Genomic DNA, 20251 nt, shown 5'->3' with positions numbered 1-20251 from the left:
GACTTCGGCCTATTGGGCCGAAGGCGACGCGGCGCAAATCTATGCAAAGAACGGCTTCGCCTTGGCGATCACCTGTTCCGGGGTCAGCCAATACTCAAAGTTATTATCGCCATTCTGGTGAATCACCGCCTGGCTGTCCAGACGCTGCTTGGCGGGGCCGGCTTCCAGTCCCAGGGCGTAATTGATCGCCGCCGAATGGCGCGCCTCGGTCGAGTAGATGCTCGCGCCGGCCTGCGTCAGCGTTTTGTCGCCAATGAACTGCGCGGCGCCCAGATAGGCGCGAACGCCCGTCTCTTCCAGTGTGCGGATCACGGCGAGGACCGAAGCCAGATCGCCGCCGAAGGGGGCTTTGTAGCCGCCAGGGTTCGGCGAGACCGGCGTGTCGCCCAGCGACTGGATCGCGGCGTGGAGGTAGTCCCGGTGCGCGGCCTCGACCGGCGCGAACTGCTGGAGCAGCTGAAATCCGAGCGCGGGATGCGCGACCTGTCCGGCGGGAATCGACAGCGCGTAGCCGGAAACATCATCGGGCAGCGGCGTGTCCAGCGGTTTTCCGGCGGCGAGGTTCAGTCCTTGCCGGTAGATATCCGCCTCCAGGATTTCCAGCGTCAGCGCATAGTTCAGTGTCTTGTTGCGCAGGTTCTTGCCCGGGATGCCGGGAAAGTGCGAGTTCTCGGGAACGTTGACCAATGTCAGCACCGGGCGGCCCGAAGCGTGCGCGGCCTCCGGCATCAGTCCCATGGCGGCCACACCCAGTCCTGCGGCGGCCATTCGGGTCAAAAAGGTTCGACGGTTCACCGGGTTGTTTACGATTTCATGAAAGTCCATGATGGGCTTTCCTCCCTTCCGGCCGCTCACTTTCGGAGCAGTCGTGTGTTGGACTTACCCGGCGCCTGGTCTCCATGAACCGGATTTGAGCTCCCCGCGCGGCACTGTAAACCCACTGTAACCTTGAGCCCGATTCCAGCTTTGCCGCCCTGCGACCGACAATAAGACTTGGCGCGCTCAAGCGCCGACACTTTAGGAATGTCCGCCATGTACAACAACGACCGCCGTAGAGCGTTTGTTTTCACACTCGCCCTGCTGGGCGCGCTCGCCACCGCCGCCTACGCCGATATCGCCGCCGGCGCGCGCAGCGCCATCCAGAACACATACCGTCAGCAGAACGCCGCGCTCGACCGTAAGGACGCCGCCGGCGCCCTCGCCCACACGTCGCCGGACTACGTGGGCACAGATCTGAAGGGGGACCAGTTCAATCTCCAGGCCCGCAAGGATGGCCTCCCCGCGATCTTCGCCCTCGTCAAATCCATGCGCACCACGACACGGATCGTGACGTTCGCCCTCCAATCTACGAGAGCCGCCGCCGATGTCAAAGCCGTGGAGCGCCAGGAAGTGACCATCCACAACGCGCAAACCGGCGCGGAGCAGAGCGGGGTGATGGACATGACGGTCCTGGATCACTGGATTTCGACCGATCAAGGGTGGATGCTGCAAAGCCGCCGGCAATTGGATTACAAACGTCTCCAATAAACGTCTGGCTCCTCACGCCAATACGGTACGATAGGGATATCTCTGTGAGAGGAGGTGGCCCATGATCGGCCGTAACAGCGGGATCGCCGGCGCTTCTATCGCCGCCGCCGTAATCTTCATCGCTCTTATCTCCGAACCGCTCTTATTTCGCTCCGTCATTGGCCGCGATTCCAGGCTCAGCTGCGCCAGCAATCTCAGGCAGCTGGGGCTGGGACTCGCGCAATACGAACAGGACAACGACGAGAAGCTGCCGCCGCGACAGAACGCAAGCGGAGCGGGCGGCGCTCTTGTTTCCTGGCGATACTTGATCTATCCCTACATCAAATCTCGCGATTCCTTTCGGTGTCCCTCCAACCCCGCCGGTCCCGCGCCGGCATCCCAAGCGTTGCCGCTCGCGACGGATGACCTCAGCCGCTCCTACGCCGTCAACGCCACGCACGACGATCCCATGCGAAGCTTGGGACCGTTCGCCGACGCCTATGGGCGCGGCTTCTCTCTCGACAGTTCCGAGGCTCCGGGTCAGACCATCGCCATTGTCGAATCGACGGCGGCGTTCAGCGATTTCAATCCTCTCTTCCCGGAGGGTTTCGCCCGAAAGACGAACGCCGCCGCGCAATCCGGCAATCTCTTTTCCGGACATAATCGCGTCACGAACGCCGCTTTTCTCGACGGTCACGTCCAGGCGATGCTTCCCAGCCACATGCTCTCCCAATCCGGCGTCAACCCCTGGACCGTGGACACCAAACCGTTCACGCCCATGGACGAAGCGAAGGCGGCCGCCGTTATGCAATACTCGGAAAAGATCTATCACGAGATGCGCGAAGGCCCCGTACGGCGACGTGTCTTTTTTTGGGATATAGGGCGAAGCTAGCCCATAAGCGAAACGAAACCAGCCCGGCGGCGTTAACCATTCATTACGACAGGAGAACGACATGGACTTAAATCATCCCAAGCACATGGCCCAGTCGGTGATTACGTGGATCTGTCTTACAGTCCTCATTGCCATCGGCGTATTCGCAATTTTTCCGCTTCCTGATTACCCAAGGCCAAAAGCCCGGCAAATTTCCTGCGCCAGCAACATGAAACAGATCGGCCTCGCGCTCCTCCAGTACAGCCAGGACAATGACGAACAACTGCCGCCGCGACAGCTTCGGGAAGCCGACGGCGCCAATGTCTCCTGGCGCGTTCTGATTTACCCCGACATGAAAGACGCCGCGCTTTTCCGATGCCCATCCAACCCCGTCGCCGATTCGAAAAGCGGCATGGCAAACGACAGCATTACGGACAGTGACTTTAGCCGCTCGTACGCCGTCAACTCCGCCAGCGACAATGCCCGCTCCTTCGGCCCCTTCTCCGGCAAGTTCCCCAACGGCTTCCCGCTCCGCGACGCCGCGCATCCGGAATCTCTGCTCGCCGTTGTCGAATCCACCGCAGCCTACAGCGATTTCAACGTCCTGGCCCCGGAGATCTTCCGCTGGCCGGCGAGCGAAAAATCCAAGACCGGCAATCTCTTCTGCGGACATCAGGGACGGACAAACGTCCTCTATTGCGACGGCCATGTCAAAATAATACGCCCAGCGGCTTCACTGGACGCACTCAACGGCCGTCCCAATCCTTGGACCACCGACGGCGCGCCGTTCTCGCCCGCCGATCGGGCGAAGGCGGCGCAGGTGATTGAGTACGGCGCGAAGCAATATCCATCGTGAAATCCATGATCCAGAAATGGCTGCGCAGAGCGTTTCCCAATACAGTCAATGTCGGGTGCTTTATCGCGGCGATCTGCGTCTTTTTTCCATTTGCCGTTGTGCTGTATAGGGTGACGACGTACGCCGCCGCCCGGTCCAAGCAGGCACGCTGCGAGAAGCAGTTGATCCAAATCGGGATCGGAATGCAGCAGTATTCGGAAGACTACGACAGCGTCTTGCCACCGCGCCAGACGCTGGGCGCGAACGGAACGCTGGTGTCGTGGCGAGTTCTGGTCAATCCGTACATCAAAAGCAAAACGATGTTCGAATGTCCGTCAAATCCCATGGCAGGCGAAGACGATATCGAACACGACGGCTTCCATCGTTCATACGCCGTCAATTCCACCAGCGGCGAACAAGCTTTCGGTCCCTTCGCCGACAGGTTCAGCCCAGGTTTAGCCCTCAGCAAGATCAAGCATCCTGAAAGCGTGATCGCGATTGTGGAATCGACAGCGGCGTTCAACGACTTCAACGTCCTGTCTCCTGGGGGATTCGCGTGTCCGATGAATCCGAACGCCGATACCGGCAATCTCTTCAGCGGGCATGTCGCCGAGACGAGTGTCCTTTATTGTGATGGACACGTCCGAACGCGGAGTCCGCACGACCTGGAGCCTAATCACGCCGTCAATTCTTGGACCACCGACGGCGCGCCGTTCTCGCCCGTTGATCGGGCAAAGGCGGCGCGGGTGATGGGGTATTCCGAGAGGCAGAATCGCTAATCGCCGGCGATGTGTGACGGCCAATGCATTGCGGTATGGAGAATACGAATGACGAGGATACCACCTTCGATCTCCCGATAGAAGATCCGATGACCGTAGGCGCTTTTGCGGTTTTTCAGTCGAGCGATAGAGGAGCGGTATTGAGGATATTGGTCGATAACGACGCCTTGCGCGGGATTGTTCGCCAGTACGCGCAGGACGCCTTCGAGAAAAGAAAGATAGAGTTCTGCCTGAGCGGCTCCCCACATGGCGGCGGTCGCGTTATCGATACCTGCAAGGTCAAGAAGAGCGGCTTCCGTGAAACGGATTACGCGCTCAGACTGTCCGGAACGATCGTCCATGCCTTACGGCGCTCCCGTGCAAATTGCTTTGCCTCTTCCCAGGTGTATTCACGACCGGTTCGCTCGGATTGAACGCCCTCTTCTAGGGCGACAAGCAGTTCCGGCGTCAAAATTTCGTTAGGTTGTTCGGCGCCTTTGAGTTCCATGGAGATGCTCACGTTTCTGTTTGGACCATCGGTCATGTCTACAGAAGTATTATAGGCGATGCCCATGGAAAATTCAAGCTGCGATTGTCCCGCTTGAAAAAGCGTTTCCTAGACATCAGCGTCTTGCGGCTGAAAGCCTTTGCAAAGCCGACCAACCCGCACTGTTCACCGGCGCGCCATTCTCCAAGGCCGATCAAACGAAAGTGAAGACCATACTGGATTTTGCCCAAAAGCAGGATTGGTGACGGCAATGTGGAACATTATCCCTATACGCCACGTCAACGATCCGTTGTCGCGTTCTTTGGCAAAATCTCACTTTGAAACAGGACCATTCATGAAAAACTCGAAACGAACGAGCGCCTTTTGTCTCCTCGCCCTGGCTCTTGCGGCGATCGTTTCACCGGCTCACGCAAAGGACGACCGGCCGGACTTCACGCTGCCCAGCCTCGCCGACTTTACGGGAGACCAGTGGGACGCATTGCAGCTGGGGAAATCGACGGCCGAGAGCGTCAAAGACCATTATAAGATCGCCAAGCATGGCAATGCGATCCCGTGGTCGCTGATGCTCTCGACGCCAAAGGGATCGGGAGACCGACTGAATGTGCTGTTCGACGGCGGGGATGACAAGAAGGATGTCGCGACGGCGCTGCTGATCCGCTACGATCAGAGCCCGAGCCTGGAGAGCATCAAGAAGGTCTTCGGACACGCCGGAGTCTCTTACTACCTGCGCGGACGCAATACGGGCTGGGTGATCCATGAGTATCCGGAGAAAGGCGTCGTGCTGTTCGCCGACACGCACGAAGGATTCTTCACGGTTTCAACGATTATGCTCGTGCCGCCGGCGATCCTCGCGGAAGGATGTCTCGATCTGAGCCCGACGGGAACGCTGATCGCCCCGGTGGTCGATGTCCACGCGGGCGAGCCGCGTTTGATGTACTTCGGCAATGTCGATGTGACGACATCGCTGGACGGCATGACCGTCTCCGACCTGGAAAAGTCGAACCTGCGCGATGAGCTGCGGCGCGCGACGGGGGCGGGGACGATGATCTATCAGGAGTATGCGACCGGAAGCTGCGTCGCGAATATCCACGGCGTTTACAAACCCGACACCGGCGACTGCGTCGATGTGACCGTCACCATCGACGGCGCCAGCCCCTACGGCCCGATCCACGCGGTCGGCGCCAGCAGCACGACCATCAAGCAGCACCAGCGCGTCACCGACAGCGCGAACTACGAAGGCGTTTTCAACGACGCGCTCACCAAGGCGCAGCAAAGCTTCGCGCTGCAAATGCGCTCCATGGGCCCTCCGACGCCCGAAGAGATGCAGCGCATCGCCTACAACGACGTGTTCAACCGCCTGCGCGCCGCGACGATCAGCCTGCAAGGCATCCACTCGGCCCCGCCGCCCGCAGACCTGTGGGCGGTTCCGAAATAGGGGAAAGGCGCGCGATCCCCTTCTGTTTCGTGGTATTCTAATCACACACAGCCCCATCGTGCGCCAGACCTGACACGGACACCATGCAGTTCCCATTTGCTTTCGACCGGCCGCTGGTTTTTCTTTTGCTTCCGCTGCTGCTCGCCGGCGTCTGGTGGACGGCGCGGCGGTCGCTCGCGGGGCTGCATCCAGCGACGGAGCGGCTGGCGCTGGCGGTGCGCATGGCGGTCGTCGTTCTTGTGCTGATCGCGCTCTCCGGGGTCCACCTGGTCAAGCGCAGCGATAAGCTCACGACCCTCTTTCTCGTGGATGTCTCCCGGTCGATCCGTCCGGACCAGCGGGCGCGGGGACTGGACTTCGTGCGCAAGGCGCTGGCGTCGAAGCACCGGGCGGATGAGGCGGGGGTCGTGGTGTTTGGGCGCACGCCCAATGTCGAAGCGCGGCCTTCGGACAATGTCGATCAGATCGACAATATCCATCCGAGCGTGGCGGGCGACGCGACGGACCTGCAAGGCGCGCTGCGTGTCGCCAGCAGCACCTTCCCCAATGACTCCGGCCGCAAGATCGTGATTGTCAGCGACGGCAATGAGAATGTCGGCGACGCCGCTTCCGAGATCGAATCACTGAAGCGCGACGGCGTACGCGTGGATATCGCCGCCCCGCCGCTCGCGCTGGGTCAGAACGGCGAAACAGCGGCGGAGGCGCTCGTGGAGGGCGTCAACACCCCCGCCCGCGTGCGCAAGTCCGCTCCCTTTCCCGTCCGGATCGTGGTCAGCAGCACGGTGGCGCAGTCGGCGAACATCTCGCTCCAGCGCGACGGTCAGCAGATCCTACGCACCCGGCTCCATCTGCGCGCGGGTAAGAACGCGCTCAGCTTCCAGGAAAAGGTGGAGCAGCCCGGCTTCCATCGCTACGACGCCCAATTGGAGCCGTCCGCCGACACCGTCGCCGAAAACAATCACGCCTACGGCTTCGTAACCGTGCAGGGCCGCCCGCACATCCTCTATATCGCCGCCCCCGACCGGCATATCGCGCCGACGCTCCAGCAGGCGATGGCCGCCCAGAATATTCAGATGGACACCGTGACGCCGACCGCCGCGCCGACCACCGTGGCGGCCCTGGCGCCCTACGACGCCGTCGTGCTCTCCGATGTCTCCGCCGATGAAGTTGGTTCGCCCGCGATGACAGCGATGGAAGAATCCGTGCGCGACTTCGGCATGGGCTTGGGGATGATCGGCGGAACCACGAGCTACGGGGCGGGCAACTACCAGGGGACTCCCATCGAAGCGGCGCTGCCCGTGCGCATGGATGTGAAGGACCGCAAGCGCATCCCGCCGGCGGCGATCGCGCTGGTGATCGAAGACCTGGAAGAAGAAACGACAATCAACTGGTCGATCGAGGCCGCGAAGGGCGTTGTCGACGCCATGGAGCCGCAGGATCAGCTCGGCGTCATCGACTGCAACAACATCTGGCGCATCCCGATGCAGCACGTGATCGACCGGACGGCGATCAAGAACCAGATGAGCGATCTGACGGGGATGAACGATCCGCCCAACTACGATCTCTATCTCCAGTCGGCGGCGGGCGTGGTCAAGAGCACGGGCGCGCCGATCCAGCACATCATCTTCTTCGGCGACGGCGACGCAACCCAGGACACAGCCGCTACAGCTCGCGTCGTGCAGAACATCCACAAGATGGGCGTCACCGTCTCGACCATCGCGAGCGGCGCGGACCCCGGCGGCATCCAGTTCTTGAAAGACCTCGCCACGGTCGGCGGCGGCAAGGCGTATGTCGCCGAGCAGGCGAGCGATCTGCCGGGGCTTCTCCTGAAGGACCAGCAGACCGTCAGCAAGCAGTTGATCGTCGAGAAGTCGTTTCTGGCGCGTGAAGACTTCACGGACGACATCACCGGCAGCTTAAACTGGGCAAGCGCGCCGCCGCTGCTCGGTTACAATATCTCGACCGCCAAGCCCGGCGCCGTCGTGCCGCTCACCGCGCCCGAGCACAGCGACCCGCTCTTCGCGCACTGGCGCTACGGCCTCGGCCGTACGTTCGCCTTCACCAGCGACGATCAAGCGCACTGGGCCGCGCCATGGCTCCCATGGGCCGGCTATCCGCAGTTCTGGGCGCACGCCCTGCGCTGGTCCCTGCGCTCGAACACCGACGCCGACTTCGCTTCGAATGTCGAGAACGCCAACGGCAAGGGCCACCTGACGGTGGACGCCCTCTCATCCGGCGGCTTCGTCAACAACGCCAAGCTCACTGCCCGCGTCGTGGCGCCCGACCAGAGCATTCACGATATCGATCTTGCCCAGACCGGCCCCGGCCACTACGAATCGACCTTCGACACCGATCAGACCGGCGCGTACATGGTGAATGTCCAGCGCGCGCCGAACGCGGCGGCGCCCAACGCGCCGTCGTCCAGCCAGAGCCTCGGCCTCGTCGTCCCCTACTCTCCCGAGTATCGCACGGTGACGCCGAACCTGCCGCTGCTCACGCGCCTCACCGACGCCACCGGCGGCCGGTTCCAGACCGACCCCACGCGCATCTTCCGCGACGCGCCCCTCTGGGAAGTCGGCCGCCTCGACCTCGCGCCTATCCTGCTGACGCTCGCCGCCCTCCTCTTCCTCTTCGACGTCGCCATTCGCCGCCTCGGCATCCGCCCGGCGCAGATCCGCGACGCCGCCGTCCAGGGCGTGGAAGCCGCCGAAGCCAAAGCCGAAGCCGTCAAAAAAGAGCACGCCAAACGCCGCGACCCCGCGCCGCAAATGGCCCGCCTCCTCAACCGCAAAGCCGAATCCCGCGCCGCCACGCCCCCCGAATCCCCCGGCGCCGCCACCGACCGCCTCCTCAACCGCCGCGCCGCTCCCACTCGCGACACCGACGAAAGCTTCCCAAGAGTCGCCTCCCTCCGCACCCCGCCCCCACCCAAACCGCCCACCGACCCCAAAGCTGGCGAAGGCGGCTACACCGACCGCCTGCTCGACGCAAAGCGGCGGGCGCGGGAGAAGGATGAGTAAGTTAACTGTGAATACTTGAACTCAAATCAAGGGAATGCGGGCGCGCTGGACGGGCAAGATAATCACTATATGACCTTATCAATTCACTTTGTAGAATTGGAGCGATACGCTTTTCCCTCTTAACACCAAGATTTATTACAGCTTTATTATACTTTTTCGTAATTTTCAGCTTAAGTTGAAACGTGCTATTCAGAACTACACCGTGAGCAGGTCGAACTCCGGTTTGGGTTCGCACAGTTTTTGGCAGCGCTAACCATGAATTCCAACCTAAAACAAGTTTCTTGCATTTTGGTACTAAATAGCCTACAAAATATTTCTTCCAACCGTCAGACAAATGCTTTGGAATGGTTCCATCAAGAAAAATATGGGCTTCTCCGGAAGAATTTGTGGCGCATAGATCAAGAAGCCATAAATCTAGCGTTATACTATTAGCAAAATACACCCACGCAGGGCTACCATTTTCTCTAGCATAATATTCCAGCTGGAACGTTTCTTTTGTCTTATTATCATCAGGCTTGTTTGTCAATATTTGACAGAGCAAGCAACTAATAATTCCATCTTTCCGGTTCCCAGACGAGCTACGTATCATTAAGTCACACGGTGGTGCAATGAGTATATATTCCCTAGGAACTCCATGTTCATCATATAATGTGTATATATCACCAGGCTCAGGGGGCATCTTGCAGGAATTTATATACTCTCCGGCATCATAGTATTCTTCTCGTTGTAACTTCCAAGCAGTCGAACCGGCACTATCTAATTTATCTTGATCCCCTCGAAAGCTACGAAGATTATCGATATTATTGAGCGCATTAGTATTTGATCTGAGTTTTTCTCTAAGGGAAGCAGCGAAGGCGTTAGTATAAATACGCACAAGAGTGTCCATTTCGTGAACACCTTCATAGTATGAAGACTGAAAAACTACTTCGTCAAATTCTAAAGTGGTTAGATCATTTACACGTTCATAAGCAGTTAAACTTGCAGATTGTATAGCATTTTGACAGGTTACTCTTAAGTCTTTCGACTCTCTCCACAGAACAGCTGCGCGTAGTCTTAACTGCAATTTTTCAACTCCAGTTGTATTAGAGAGGTCGCGTTTTGGGATCGCAGTTGCAGCAATATTGTCTTGTTGGAATTTACGTGTTATGTCGTGTTCGGTTCCAGGAATAATAGTATAAGACAACAATCCAAACAATGCATTATTTCCACTATTCAAAATGGTGATTTCACGAATAAAATCACTGCCAGATGGGACGCCTAATCCGAGGTTCTCGTCAAATATGAATAATGTATTAATTTTATCCAAAGAATTAAGAATATCGTCTTTATTTTCTATCCATTGTCTAGGACTTAAACGTTGAAAATCAGGAAATCCTAATAAGATTCCATCAAGTCTGCTAAGGACACTGCGGTCTGTAAGTATCTGTATCTCGTTCTCATTCAGACTACCAGGCGCATTTTTCTTTAGACGTTGTCGATCAATACTGGCTTGTATTTCAGCAGAATTGATGGTGTTGTCAATTATTGCCTGCCGAAGTTCGGGAATAGCCGTTTCAGAAGATAAATCAATATTACAATCAAGCTTTTCAAGAACAGCGGCCATGAAAGTTTTATTTGCCGAACTGCTGCTCCAAGCAACAATACTTTCGATATCAAATCTATTATCGTATACATCATCCACACAGATCACTCGTCTAATACCTAACTCGACAAGCGTCGTCTGGAATTTAGTTCCATTAGCATCAGGCATCTAGCAAGACTCCTTCAAGATTGACGGCAATGCGAAATCGTCGCCCTTGATTATTTTTTTCCGCTAACAAATTTATCGAGCATCCGTCTAGTTCTAGCAATTGTGTCGCGATGAATAAGCCAAGTCCGCGTCCTTCGCCGGCCGGTTTAGCAGTAATAAATGGATCAAAGAGAGTTTCCTCAAACGCAGGTTCGATACCAGGGCCGGAATCTGAAATTATTATACATGGCTTTTCAACAGTTATTATAACCTGTCCAGCTTGCTTATTATCATCAAAAGATTTAGTGATCCAATATTCGGAATTCAACACTAAGTTATCAAGAATTTGGATTAGTTTACCTTTGTTCATTAATATAGAAAAGTCTATATTAATGAATACGGCTAACAATATATTATTTTTAACCAACCGCTGACGATAATAGGATTCGCATTCAGTAATAAGTTCAGAGGACAAAAATCCTTCTCGTTTTTCGCGTGCATATTTGAGGGCCGGGTCGAGATGACCTAACTGTTTCTCGAGTGCACTAACTGTTGATCTTACAACTTCAAAAAAACGCAGGATCTTTAAATCGTTAAGATTTGATGATTGTGCGTGTTTTTGAATATTGTTTGTCTCCAGCGAAAGGCGTTCTAAGATTACACTTATATCGTGCGATAGGACTTCAGCAGTAATTCCTAAGCTAACAAGTTCATACACTTCACTGATACGTGTATTAAGCGAATTCAGCTCAGCTACTAGTAAACCGCCGAGACCACCACGCGCACTGACGGTATCGAGAGTCTCAGATGCTTGAGCGAGCAACTCCTGTACATCATTCATCCTACTAGCCGTCTTCGGATCGTTAGGAAATAGTGATTTGGCATCCTCCTCTACAGATGCTAAAATTGCTTTAGATGCTTGACCTAATAGGATCTTTGCATCGCCGACACGCTCGAATGAGTCATTCAGCCTATCCTCAATAATTTTTGGATCGCGGCTCGGTAGTTCATGCCTCACCATTTCCTGCTCTTTTATATATGAAGTCCATGTACGGCGGATATGCTCAATTACATCATTCGATGTTTTTAAAAATGACCGTAAAATTTGAAAGAATGCCCTGTAATACGGATCATCAATAAATCCTTCTCTATCAGTTGTTTCTCTCAATTTAGAGTTGTGTATCGCACTGAGAGCTACGTATCCCATTGTATTAAAAGGGCGAAGCCCGTAAAAAGAAGAGCCACTTGTTTGGCCTTCCCCTAATTTCAGCCAATCATGCTCAGTACGAATAACAAATCCATCTCTATATACTCTTATACCACTCAAATCCTTTACTAGCTGTCTTGCAGCACTGGCTGAATTGAATATATCGTTTTCCTCCATAACATCCGCACTACCTTGCGACTGTAAGGAAAACGAATCAACTTCTCCAGAAAAATTCCCAGGGTTGCTAAGATTCTGACCAGAAATAATATCAAGAAATTCTCTTGATACTAAAAATTCTATAAAATAGAATTTTGATTCAGATTTGACAATACGATATGAAGAAGATTTTTTATCTGATAAAATGAACTTTAGAAACCCTGCCCCACTATCTGATTGAAAATATCGTTCATAATCCTCTTTAGCCTTTTTAGTAGTGCCGCGTAACGATTGTGATTTTATTCGCCCTGATGACTCTAAAGTATTTCCATCAAATACAAAATCCAAATGTTGCCATGCGGCCTTCCTTATGTTCGAACTTAATAAACTTGGAGAGACCTCAATTCCATTTAGAAATGCCTGCAAACGAAACCGAGCGACTTCGGAATATGGAGAGACTAAAGACGCTAAGCTAAGTTTCAAATCTTCAGTTTTTAATCTCGTCCAGTGTTCAGGATCCGAAAGCTCTGTTATAATTAGCTTAGTTCCTGGTCTCTTATTGCTACGATCTAACACTTCAAAATCCACGGGGATTGAACCGAGTTCAGAACCAGCTTTGAATGTGGACCAATCAATTTCAACCGCAAATCGTTGATCTGAATCTTCGGGGCAGGTTTCAATTCTTAGGCGATTTCCTAGCCTTTGTGTGCTCAGGCGACCAAGGCCTTTATCTCCCAATGGAGTTCTCTTTTGTTTTGCCGTTAGAATTCCTTTATTTTTCTGTTCCAACTTCAGGGAATTTGATAATGTAAGCCATCCTCTTTCGATAATTTTCTCATTCATACCATGACCATTATCTTCAACAACAATACGGTCAGGTGATTCAATAATTATTTTCACATTGGTGGCGTCGGCATCATAAGCATTCTTAATTAACTCGATTAATGCTGACATATCGTCAGTTATCAAGCTAGCACCCAGTTGCTGCATCAGACTTGCATCTACTCTGAAAAAGGCATTTTGTCTCATAACTTCGGACCTCGCATAATAAGGAGCGTCTCAGTAAGCATAGTTCCAGCAGTCTGATTCCGGTGCGCCATCCGTTTTGTTGGTATTGCACGGTCATGAATATCTATAAATTCACAACCTTGAGCAATAAGCAACTCTTCAACTATTTTATCCATTCTGACTTTTTGATTGCTTACACATCTATTTCCAAGTGTGAGTACGATAGGCGACTTTGGCTTAAGGACTGATATTGCATTTGCGAGGCCTTTGTCGAGATCATAGAAAAACACAGACAGACGTTGCTGAGCATCTTTAGAAACGTTTGGATTATTAAGTAATTCTTCTAGAGTATTAGATCGTTCGCTTATTTTACTTCTCTTCGTTAATGCTCCCTCTCTGCGCCCACCAAGGCTTGCAGAATCAATAGAGTGGGTATTTGCTATAATAGTCGCATCCAAAGAAGAATCAATATCGTTAATTGGTATCCAGCAAAGAGGGAGAAACGAATGTTGTCCATAAGTTACAGTCGTATGATTATCTCCATATGGAGGAGAACTTATAAGTGCATCTGCTACCTCTGACTTGAGAATGGAACAAATGTTATGATTAAGAATTTTTGCTTCTTTTGTGAAATGATTCTCTTCGAGAATTCCAGCTTCCTTCAACTGGATGTAGTTTTTTTTATACATGTCAATAACTTGTGTCATTGATGTATTAATTCTAGATTTAACACCTACAGATCTTCGTTCAATATCATCACTATCACGTATGTGTAGCTTATACGTTGAAGTTCGAGAATTTGATGATATTCTTATGGCTTCGGCAAAGGCTACCCAGAGAAGTCTTCGGAGTTCAACATCTTCTATTCTTACGATGGCTCTGCGTATTCGCGAAAGCTCAATCAAAGATGTAAGACTGAACCACTTTTCTCTGTTTGTATAATCAATTTCAATCTTATCACTAATATCTGAGGCAGCAATATTTATGACTTCTTTAAACGCGTTCTCGGCTTCATTAACTCGAAACGGCTGTGTCTTGACGCGACAGAGCAAAATTGCCATTGGATTGATATCTGTAGCAAGCGAGTTTAGTCCACGCTTAAGCGATTCCACAAGAATAGTGCCAGAGCCGGCAAATGGGTCAAACGTACGCTCAGTCCCTGGAAAAACTTTCTGGATAGCATCGATAATGTCTCCCTGCATTCGTGGAACCATCATCGCTGGATATTGAAAATATGCTTGCGGATTTGAATTGGACTTGATACTGGAGTAATCCCAATAGGCAGCATCAGAGTCAGTGACACGCCGTAAGGTTGCCTTAAACTGCTTCGACAGCTCCTGGTCTAGATCTTGAGCCGGATTTGGGGGAGGAGTTGAAGGAAGGCAAGCGGATTTGACACGCAGTGGATTGGATGCCCGCTTAAACGTAGTTTTAATGTATACAGCTTCGGGCACATTTCTCATTCAAATTTTCTCAAATAATGAGATCCTATTCTTACATTGGGAGATATTATTTATTATACCGCATCATATCCCTGCCTTCGAGTACTTCGCTAGCAAGCTTTTTGCTCCAATTTCGACACTGATATTCAAAATTGCAGATAGTTCAACTTTATTCCCGCTCACACCCATCCTCAATCGCCTGCTCCATGATCCTGAAATCGTCAATAGGAATGGCCCCACCGAACTTCAAGAGGCTGGCGCCAGGAACTCCACGCACTGACGAAACTGATAACGCCCGCGCGAATTGCAGGACTTGCTGCTGCTCTTACGGAAGTAATTCCATCTGCTGACAAAGCTCGTTCTGTATCGCCGTGTTAACCCATGCGTCAATCCTCCTGATACTACTGTACACTGCAACGGCTGGACTTCCGATTTGCAATGCTCTTTGCAAGAGTATCCGATTGGGACAAAATAATAGAGCCGCGCAGTATTGGGAGCGAATTGCGAAAGCTCAGAGATCGAGCGTTTGTAGTTTCTCGCGTGCGAGGCGCGCGTAATAAGTGTCGATTCCGAATGCTGCGGCGCGCTCGTATGCGATCCGCGATTCTTCCGACCGGTCCAATTGGATGAGAGTTTCTGCGAGAAAGTACTCGCCGGTGACAGCTTCCACGGGCGTGATGGTTGTTGCGAGGAAGTATTGCCAGAGCCGCTCGCTCTGGTCCCAGTCTTCGATCCGCATCGCGACGCGACCGAGACAGGAGGTGACGCGTGTTAGGGTTTGCCGATCGCCGCGCAGTTGAGTCAGCGCTTCTTCAAACTCGTCGAGCTGGCGACGCGCCCCAATCAAATCCCCCGCAACCGCATCCCGCCATACGCAAGTCGCGCGGACCCAAACGCCCAGTTTAGGATGTGAGCCCATCCCTGCCGCCGCAATCTGCAAGTGGGCATCCGCATCCACTGGGCAATCCAGCATCAGATAAACAGTGGCCTCCGCAGTCGAGATAATTGCCTGCATGCGCCGCTCGACACTCGGCTTCCATGACGCGGGTGAGGCGGAGGCGGCCTCGAAGCCGCGCAGCGCCTCCGCAAATTGACCGCGATTAAGATAACAGTTTGCTTTGACCAGGCGGGCCACACGGATGTCGCCGCACCCCATCCGCTCCGCACGCTCAGCGATCTCAAACGCCTCGTCAATCTTTCCTTGCTCTCGCTTGAGACCGGCAAGAGAACCGAGGGCCCTCACTGCCTGCGCCGTTCGGCCCTGTGCAAGCGCTTGATCGTGCTTTTGCATCACATGATGCTCTGCACGCCCCCAATCGCCCCGATCCCGATAACCGGCCGACGCCATGGTATGCAGCGATAACGAATACCGTTGCGCCGGGTCGGCGGCGATCCCTTCTAGCGCCCAGCGCAGCACCTCTTCCAATCGACCCAATGCGTATGCGGCAATGGCCAGGCTGGCGTAAATTGTAATATGAAGTTCGGAGCCTTTGGGATATATGGTGTTGAGCGCCATCTCATACGCCCCCAAAGCGTCGGCGTACTGCCCCGCCGCCTTCATCTGGGACGCCTGAGTCAGCAAGGACGTCACGCTTGCGGGCTGCGCCACAGCGCAAATCAAAGCGGCGGCGCGTTCCTGATCCGCCTCGTCGAATGCTCCCAAACCCTCTAGGGCATCCGCCATGCGCCGGCGTATGTCGGCTTCCGCATGTTTGTCGGTCGGCCATGTGAGCAGACGCCGAAATTCCTCCACGGACTCCAAGTAGCGTTTGGATTGCAAAAGATAAAAGGCGAGTAGATGTCTCACGCTGAGCTGAGGACTCGTTTGCTTGTGCTGGAGTCGGCGGTTGAGCTCTTGCAGCAAGTCGACAGCGACGGGCAGCCCATTGTCGCGCTTTGCTTCAGCCGTGGCGCGAGTGGCTACAAGATCGCAAATGTACTTTTCACATCCCACGAGCTGAAAGAGTCTCGCGGCGTGAAGGAAGAGGCGGATCGGAGCTCGATAATAGGCGTTCGCGGATCGCATGGCGAAATTATACCTGGCCGCCGATAACCGCTGCGGGATACCCACGTATTCGGAAGCGCCGCCATGCTGTCTACCCCGCCTCGGAACAGTTCTCACTCTCTCGGCAATCCCACGTTTCGTTTCCAGAACCCCGGGGAACTCTCTGCTCATAATTGACATTTGACTATTGAGCGTGCTAAACTCAAGAAAGTTCAGAGATTTCACCCCGTTTGCGGAACGAACCCGGCGAGCGGGGCGTTTAATAGGTATAAAGGTAGGGAGAAACGATGGCGTTCAAAGATTACCGCGACATCATTCGCCAGATGGAGCGTGAGATGCAGCAGCTGTCCGATGAGGCGTTTCGCGGCTTCTTCGCCGTTCCGATGGGCGGCGCCGGGCGTTTCTGGCAGCCGCCGGTCGATATCCATGAGACCGAGGAGGCGCTGCTGGTGAAGATGGAGCTGGCGGGGGCGAGGGCCGATGACTTACAGGTCGCGCTTTCGTCCGATGACCGGGTGCTCACCATCAGCGGCGCGCGGGGCGAAACGCACCTCGACCGTGAGGGGCGAGTGCGCTGTCATCAGCTTGAGATCTATTTCGGGCCGTTTGAACGCGCAATCGCCCTGCCGACCTCGATCCCGATTGAGCGGGACAACCTGAAGGCGACGTATCGCGATGGATTCCTAATTATTACACTGCCCAAAAAGCCCACGCCGAAAGAGAAACCCCAGACCCGGGTGATACCGATCAGCAACGGTGATGCAAGCGACGCGCAGAGAGAAAATCAAGTCCAGACAGAGAGCGAGGGCGAGTAAATCATGTCCGAGAACTCCAAAATTAAGAACGCAAAGACCGAGGCGAAGACGGAAGCGCCGGAGCCGGTCAAAGATAACGATCAGGTGACGATTGAGACGGGCGCCGAAGGCGATGTGGCCGATCAGATCGTCAAACAAATCAATGGCGACGGCGAGGGCGTGCCTCCGATCCCGGAGGAGCTGAGCCTGCTGCCGCTGCGCGACACGGTCATCTTTCCGGTGCTCGTCGCGCCCATCGCGGTCGGCCGGGACAACAGCGTCAAGCTGGTGGATGAAGCCGTCGCCGGCGGGAATCGCATCATCGCGGTCTCCGCGATGCGCGACTCGTCGGTCGAGAATCCGACGGCCAAGGATATCTATCCCATCGGCGTCGCGGTCGTCGTCCGCATGATGGCGAAGTCGACCGACGGGATCCGAATGATCGTCCAGGGCGTCAGCCGTATCCAGATCCAGCAAGTGCTGGAAGAGGAGCCGTATCTGAAGGCGCGCGTCAAGGTGATCGATCCAATCCCCGTCGCTCCCGAGGACGCCGTCGAGATTGAAGCGCTGCGGCGCAGCATCGGCGACTTGTTCCGCAAGATCGTTCAGCTTTCGGCGCAGATGCCCGACGAGCTGACATCGCTGACGACCTCGGTAGACGACCCGGGCGTCATGACGGACCTCGTAGCGGCGCACATGCCCGTCGAGGCCGCCGCGAAACAAGAGATCCTTGAGAAGATCGATCTCAAGGAGCGCATGACGGCCCTGCTCACGATCATGACCAAGGAGCTGCAAGTGCTGGAGCTCGGCTCCAAGCTGCAAAGCCAGGTCTCGTCGGAGATGGGCAAGACCCAGCGCGATTACTATCTGCGCGAGCAGCTCAAGGCGATCCAGAAGGAGCTGGGCGAGGGCGACGAGCGCGGCGAGGAGCTGGACGAGCTTCGCAAGAAGATCGAGGCGGCCGGACTGCCCGAGGATGCGCTCAAGGAAGCGAACCGCGAGCTGGATCGTCTCCAGCGGATGTCCCCGGGAGCGCCGGAATACACTACCGCACGATCGTATGTCGATTGGATGGCCGCGCTGCCGTGGGCGATCTCGACGCCGGACAACCTCGACATTCCCGAGGTCAAGAAGGTCCTCGACTCCGACCACTATGGCCTGGAGAAAGTGAAGGATCGCATCCTGGAGTATCTGTCCGTGCGCAAGTTCAAGAGCGAGGGCGATCTGCGCCAGCCGATCCTGTGCCTGGTCGGACCTCCCGGAGTGGGTAAGACGAGCCTTGGCAAGTCGATCGCGAAGGCGATGGGCAAGAAGTTCGTGCGCATCAGCCTTGGCGGCGTCCACGACGAATCGGAGATCCGCGGCCACCGGCGCACCTACATCGGCGCGCTGCCCGGCCAGATCATCCAGGGCCTGAAGCGCGCGGAGACGAACAACCCGCTCTTCATGCTCGACGAGATCGACAAGGTCAACTCGGACTTCCGGGGCGACCCGAGCTCGGCGCTGCTGGAAGTGCTGGACCCGGAGCAGAACACGACGTTCCGCGACAACTATCTGGACGTCAACTTCGATCTGTCGAAAGTGCTGTTCGTGACTACGGCCAACATGCTGGACACCATCCAGCCGGCCCTGCGCGACCGCATGGAGATCATCGAGCTGTCTGGGTACACGGAGGAGGAGAAGGTCGAGATCGCGAAACGGCATCTGATCCCGAAACAGGTCGGCGAGCATGGCCTGACGGCCGAGCAGCTCCGCTTCACTGAGGACGGCGTGAAAGCCGTCGTCCGGGGCTACACCCGCGAGGCGGGCGTCCGCAACCTGGAGCGCGAGATGGCGACGATCTGCCGCAAGGCGACCCGCGCCTTCGCCGAAGGCCGCACCGAACCCGTGGTGGTGGACAAGGCCAGGGTCGAGGAGTATCTGGGCTCGCCGCGCTTCGAGTACGAAGAGATCGCGGAGCGAACCGAGCAGCCCGGCGTGGTGACCGGCCTGGTGTGGACTCCCGTCGGCGGCGACGTGGTCTTCATCGAAGCCAGCCGCATGAACGGCGGCCACGGCCTGCAATTGACGGGACAACTGGGCGACGTCATGAAAGAGTCGGCGCAAACCGCTCTCTCCTACGTCCGCGCCCACGCGGCGGCGCTGGGCGTCAAGCCTGACTTCTACGAGAAGTCCGACCTGCACATCCACGTCCCGGCCGGCGGCGTGCCCAAAGACGGCCCCAGCGCCGGCGTGACGATGACCTCGGCCATCGCCTCGCTGCTCAGCGGCCGCCCGATCAAACCCGCGCTCGCGATGACCGGCGAAGTGACGCTCTCAGGCAAAGTCCTGCCCGTCGGCGGCATCAAAGAAAAAGTCCTCGCCGCGCGCCGCGCCGGGATCAAAACCGTGATCCTGCCCGAGCGCAACCGCAAGGACCTGATGGAGGACATCCCTGCGGAGTTACGCAAGGACATGACCTTCATCTTCGCCAAGAACGTCCAGGACGTCATCGACAACGCGCTCCAGCCGATGGACGCAAAGCTCAAAGGCAAGGGCAAAGACAAAAAGAACGGCCACGCCAAACTCAAAACCAGTGAAAGCGCCCCGCCTTCGCCCGACGCCGTCGCGAACGTACCGTACAATGCGTAAGTGACGAGAGATGAGTTGAGGACAGCCCCCGCGCCTTACGGCGCGGGGGCTGTTTTACGTCACATCGTCGCCCTCTCTATAGCTCAAATGCTTCTGACACATCAACCCTCAGCAATGCGTCCGTATCAAACCCCTTGAACTGCTCAGCCATCAGTCCAGTCCGGCGCGGTCGCCCCAAGCGTCCGCGCCCTGAGCTTAACCGCTGATACTCCTCAGGCGAGACAACAACCGCAACCACCACATCGCCGTCGCGGACCTCGACCGGCCCTTGCTTCGCCATCTCCCACACTTCTTCAGGATTGTCTTTCACGAACGCGACCGTGATGTGTTGCATGTGATTGTCCTC

16 protein-coding genes are annotated in these 20251 nt (G+C 55.4%); 8 read left to right on the top strand and 8 right to left on the bottom strand.

The window, feature by feature from the left end; genetic code table 11:
- Positions 1-39: 39 nt before the first annotated feature.
- Complete coding sequence (locus tag D5261_RS08910; protein WP_119324219.1) at positions 40-825, bottom strand: ferritin-like domain-containing protein; 786 nt, start codon at positions 823-825, stop codon at positions 40-42.
- Positions 826-1032: 207 nt separating this feature from the next.
- Here D5261_RS08910 and D5261_RS08905 point away from each other — a divergent pair, with 207 nt between their 5' ends.
- From D5261_RS08905 to D5261_RS08890, 4 genes are all read left to right on the top strand, one after another.
- The gene (locus tag D5261_RS08905; RefSeq protein ID WP_119324220.1) at positions 1033-1527 is read left to right on the top strand and encodes a hypothetical protein; all 495 of its coding nucleotides are present in this window, start codon (positions 1033-1035) and stop codon (positions 1525-1527) included.
- A gap of 61 nt (positions 1528-1588) precedes the next feature.
- Positions 1589-2398, top strand: coding sequence for a DUF1559 family PulG-like putative transporter (locus D5261_RS08900; protein WP_119324221.1), 810 nt, complete (start codon positions 1589-1591; stop codon positions 2396-2398).
- Between the two features lie 61 nt (positions 2399-2459).
- Entirely contained in the window at positions 2460-3233 is a 774-nt protein-coding gene (locus D5261_RS08895; protein ID WP_119324222.1) for a DUF1559 family PulG-like putative transporter, read from the top strand.
- Positions 3234-3238: 5 nt separating this feature from the next.
- The gene (locus tag D5261_RS08890; RefSeq protein WP_119324223.1) at positions 3239-3991 is read left to right on the top strand and encodes a DUF1559 family PulG-like putative transporter; all 753 of its coding nucleotides are present in this window, start codon (positions 3239-3241) and stop codon (positions 3989-3991) included.
- On the opposite strand, the gene D5261_RS08885 is transcribed toward D5261_RS08890, so the two are convergent.
- A complete protein-coding gene (locus D5261_RS08885; RefSeq protein WP_119324224.1) occupies positions 3988-4332 on the bottom strand; it encodes a type II toxin-antitoxin system RelE/ParE family toxin in 345 nt (114 codons plus the stop codon). The genes D5261_RS08890 and D5261_RS08885 overlap by 4 nt on opposite strands.
- Positions 4299-4544, bottom strand: a complete 246-nt coding sequence (locus D5261_RS08880; protein ID WP_125206274.1) for a hypothetical protein — start codon at positions 4542-4544, stop codon at positions 4299-4301. Before D5261_RS08880 ends, D5261_RS08885 begins: the two co-directional genes overlap by 34 nt.
- Before the next feature lie 268 nt (positions 4545-4812).
- Between D5261_RS08880 and D5261_RS08875 the strand changes: the two genes are divergently transcribed.
- Together D5261_RS08875 and D5261_RS08870 are read left to right on the top strand one after the other, a co-directional pair.
- Positions 4813-5913 carry a hypothetical protein gene (locus D5261_RS08875; RefSeq protein WP_119324225.1) on the top strand — a complete coding sequence of 367 codons (1101 nt, stop codon included), beginning with the start codon at positions 4813-4815 and terminating at the stop codon, positions 5911-5913.
- An 83-nt stretch (positions 5914-5996) separates the two neighbouring features.
- A complete protein-coding gene (locus D5261_RS08870; RefSeq protein WP_119324226.1) occupies positions 5997-8933 on the top strand; it encodes a glutamine amidotransferase in 2937 nt (978 codons plus the stop codon).
- A gap of 1 nt (position 8934) precedes the next feature.
- On the opposite strand, the gene D5261_RS08865 is transcribed toward D5261_RS08870, so the two are convergent.
- The 4 genes from D5261_RS08865 to D5261_RS08850 all read right to left on the bottom strand — a co-directional run bounded on the left by D5261_RS08865 (position 8935) and on the right by D5261_RS08850 (position 16501).
- Positions 8935-10683, bottom strand: coding sequence for a hypothetical protein (locus D5261_RS08865; protein WP_125206275.1), 1749 nt, complete (start codon positions 10681-10683; stop codon positions 8935-8937).
- Entirely contained in the window at positions 10676-13054 is a 2379-nt protein-coding gene (locus tag D5261_RS08860; protein ID WP_119324227.1) for a sensor histidine kinase, read from the bottom strand. The genes D5261_RS08865 and D5261_RS08860 overlap by 8 nt, the downstream gene beginning before the upstream one ends.
- Complete coding sequence (locus D5261_RS08855; RefSeq protein WP_119324228.1) at positions 13051-14496, bottom strand: DNA adenine methylase; 1446 nt, start codon at positions 14494-14496, stop codon at positions 13051-13053. The genes D5261_RS08860 and D5261_RS08855 overlap by 4 nt, the downstream gene beginning before the upstream one ends.
- A 490-nt stretch (positions 14497-14986) precedes the next feature.
- Positions 14987-16501 carry a tetratricopeptide repeat protein gene (locus tag D5261_RS08850; protein WP_125206276.1) on the bottom strand — a complete coding sequence of 505 codons (1515 nt, stop codon included), beginning with the start codon at positions 16499-16501 and terminating at the stop codon, positions 14987-14989.
- Between the two features lie 266 nt (positions 16502-16767).
- Here D5261_RS08850 and D5261_RS08845 point away from each other — a divergent pair, with 266 nt between their 5' ends.
- Together D5261_RS08845 and lon are read left to right on the top strand one after the other, a co-directional pair.
- Complete coding sequence (locus D5261_RS08845) at positions 16768-17295, top strand: Hsp20/alpha crystallin family protein (protein ID WP_119324230.1); 528 nt, start codon at positions 16768-16770, stop codon at positions 17293-17295.
- Between the two features lie 3 nt (positions 17296-17298).
- Positions 17299-19905, top strand: coding sequence for an endopeptidase La (gene lon, locus D5261_RS08840; protein WP_119324231.1), 2607 nt, complete (start codon positions 17299-17301; stop codon positions 19903-19905).
- Between the two features lie 76 nt (positions 19906-19981).
- Here lon and D5261_RS08835 read toward each other — a convergent pair whose 3' ends face one another.
- Entirely contained in the window at positions 19982-20239 is a 258-nt protein-coding gene (locus D5261_RS08835; protein ID WP_119324232.1) for a hypothetical protein, read from the bottom strand.
- Positions 20240-20251: the final 12 nt, after the last annotated feature.

This window comes from Capsulimonas corticalis (genome assembly GCF_003574315.2).
GTDB classification, from domain to species: Bacteria; Armatimonadota; Armatimonadia; order Armatimonadales; family Capsulimonadaceae; genus Capsulimonas; species Capsulimonas corticalis.
The sequence above is the reverse complement of the archived record's forward strand: the minus strand, read 5'-3'. Positions and strand labels throughout refer to the sequence as shown.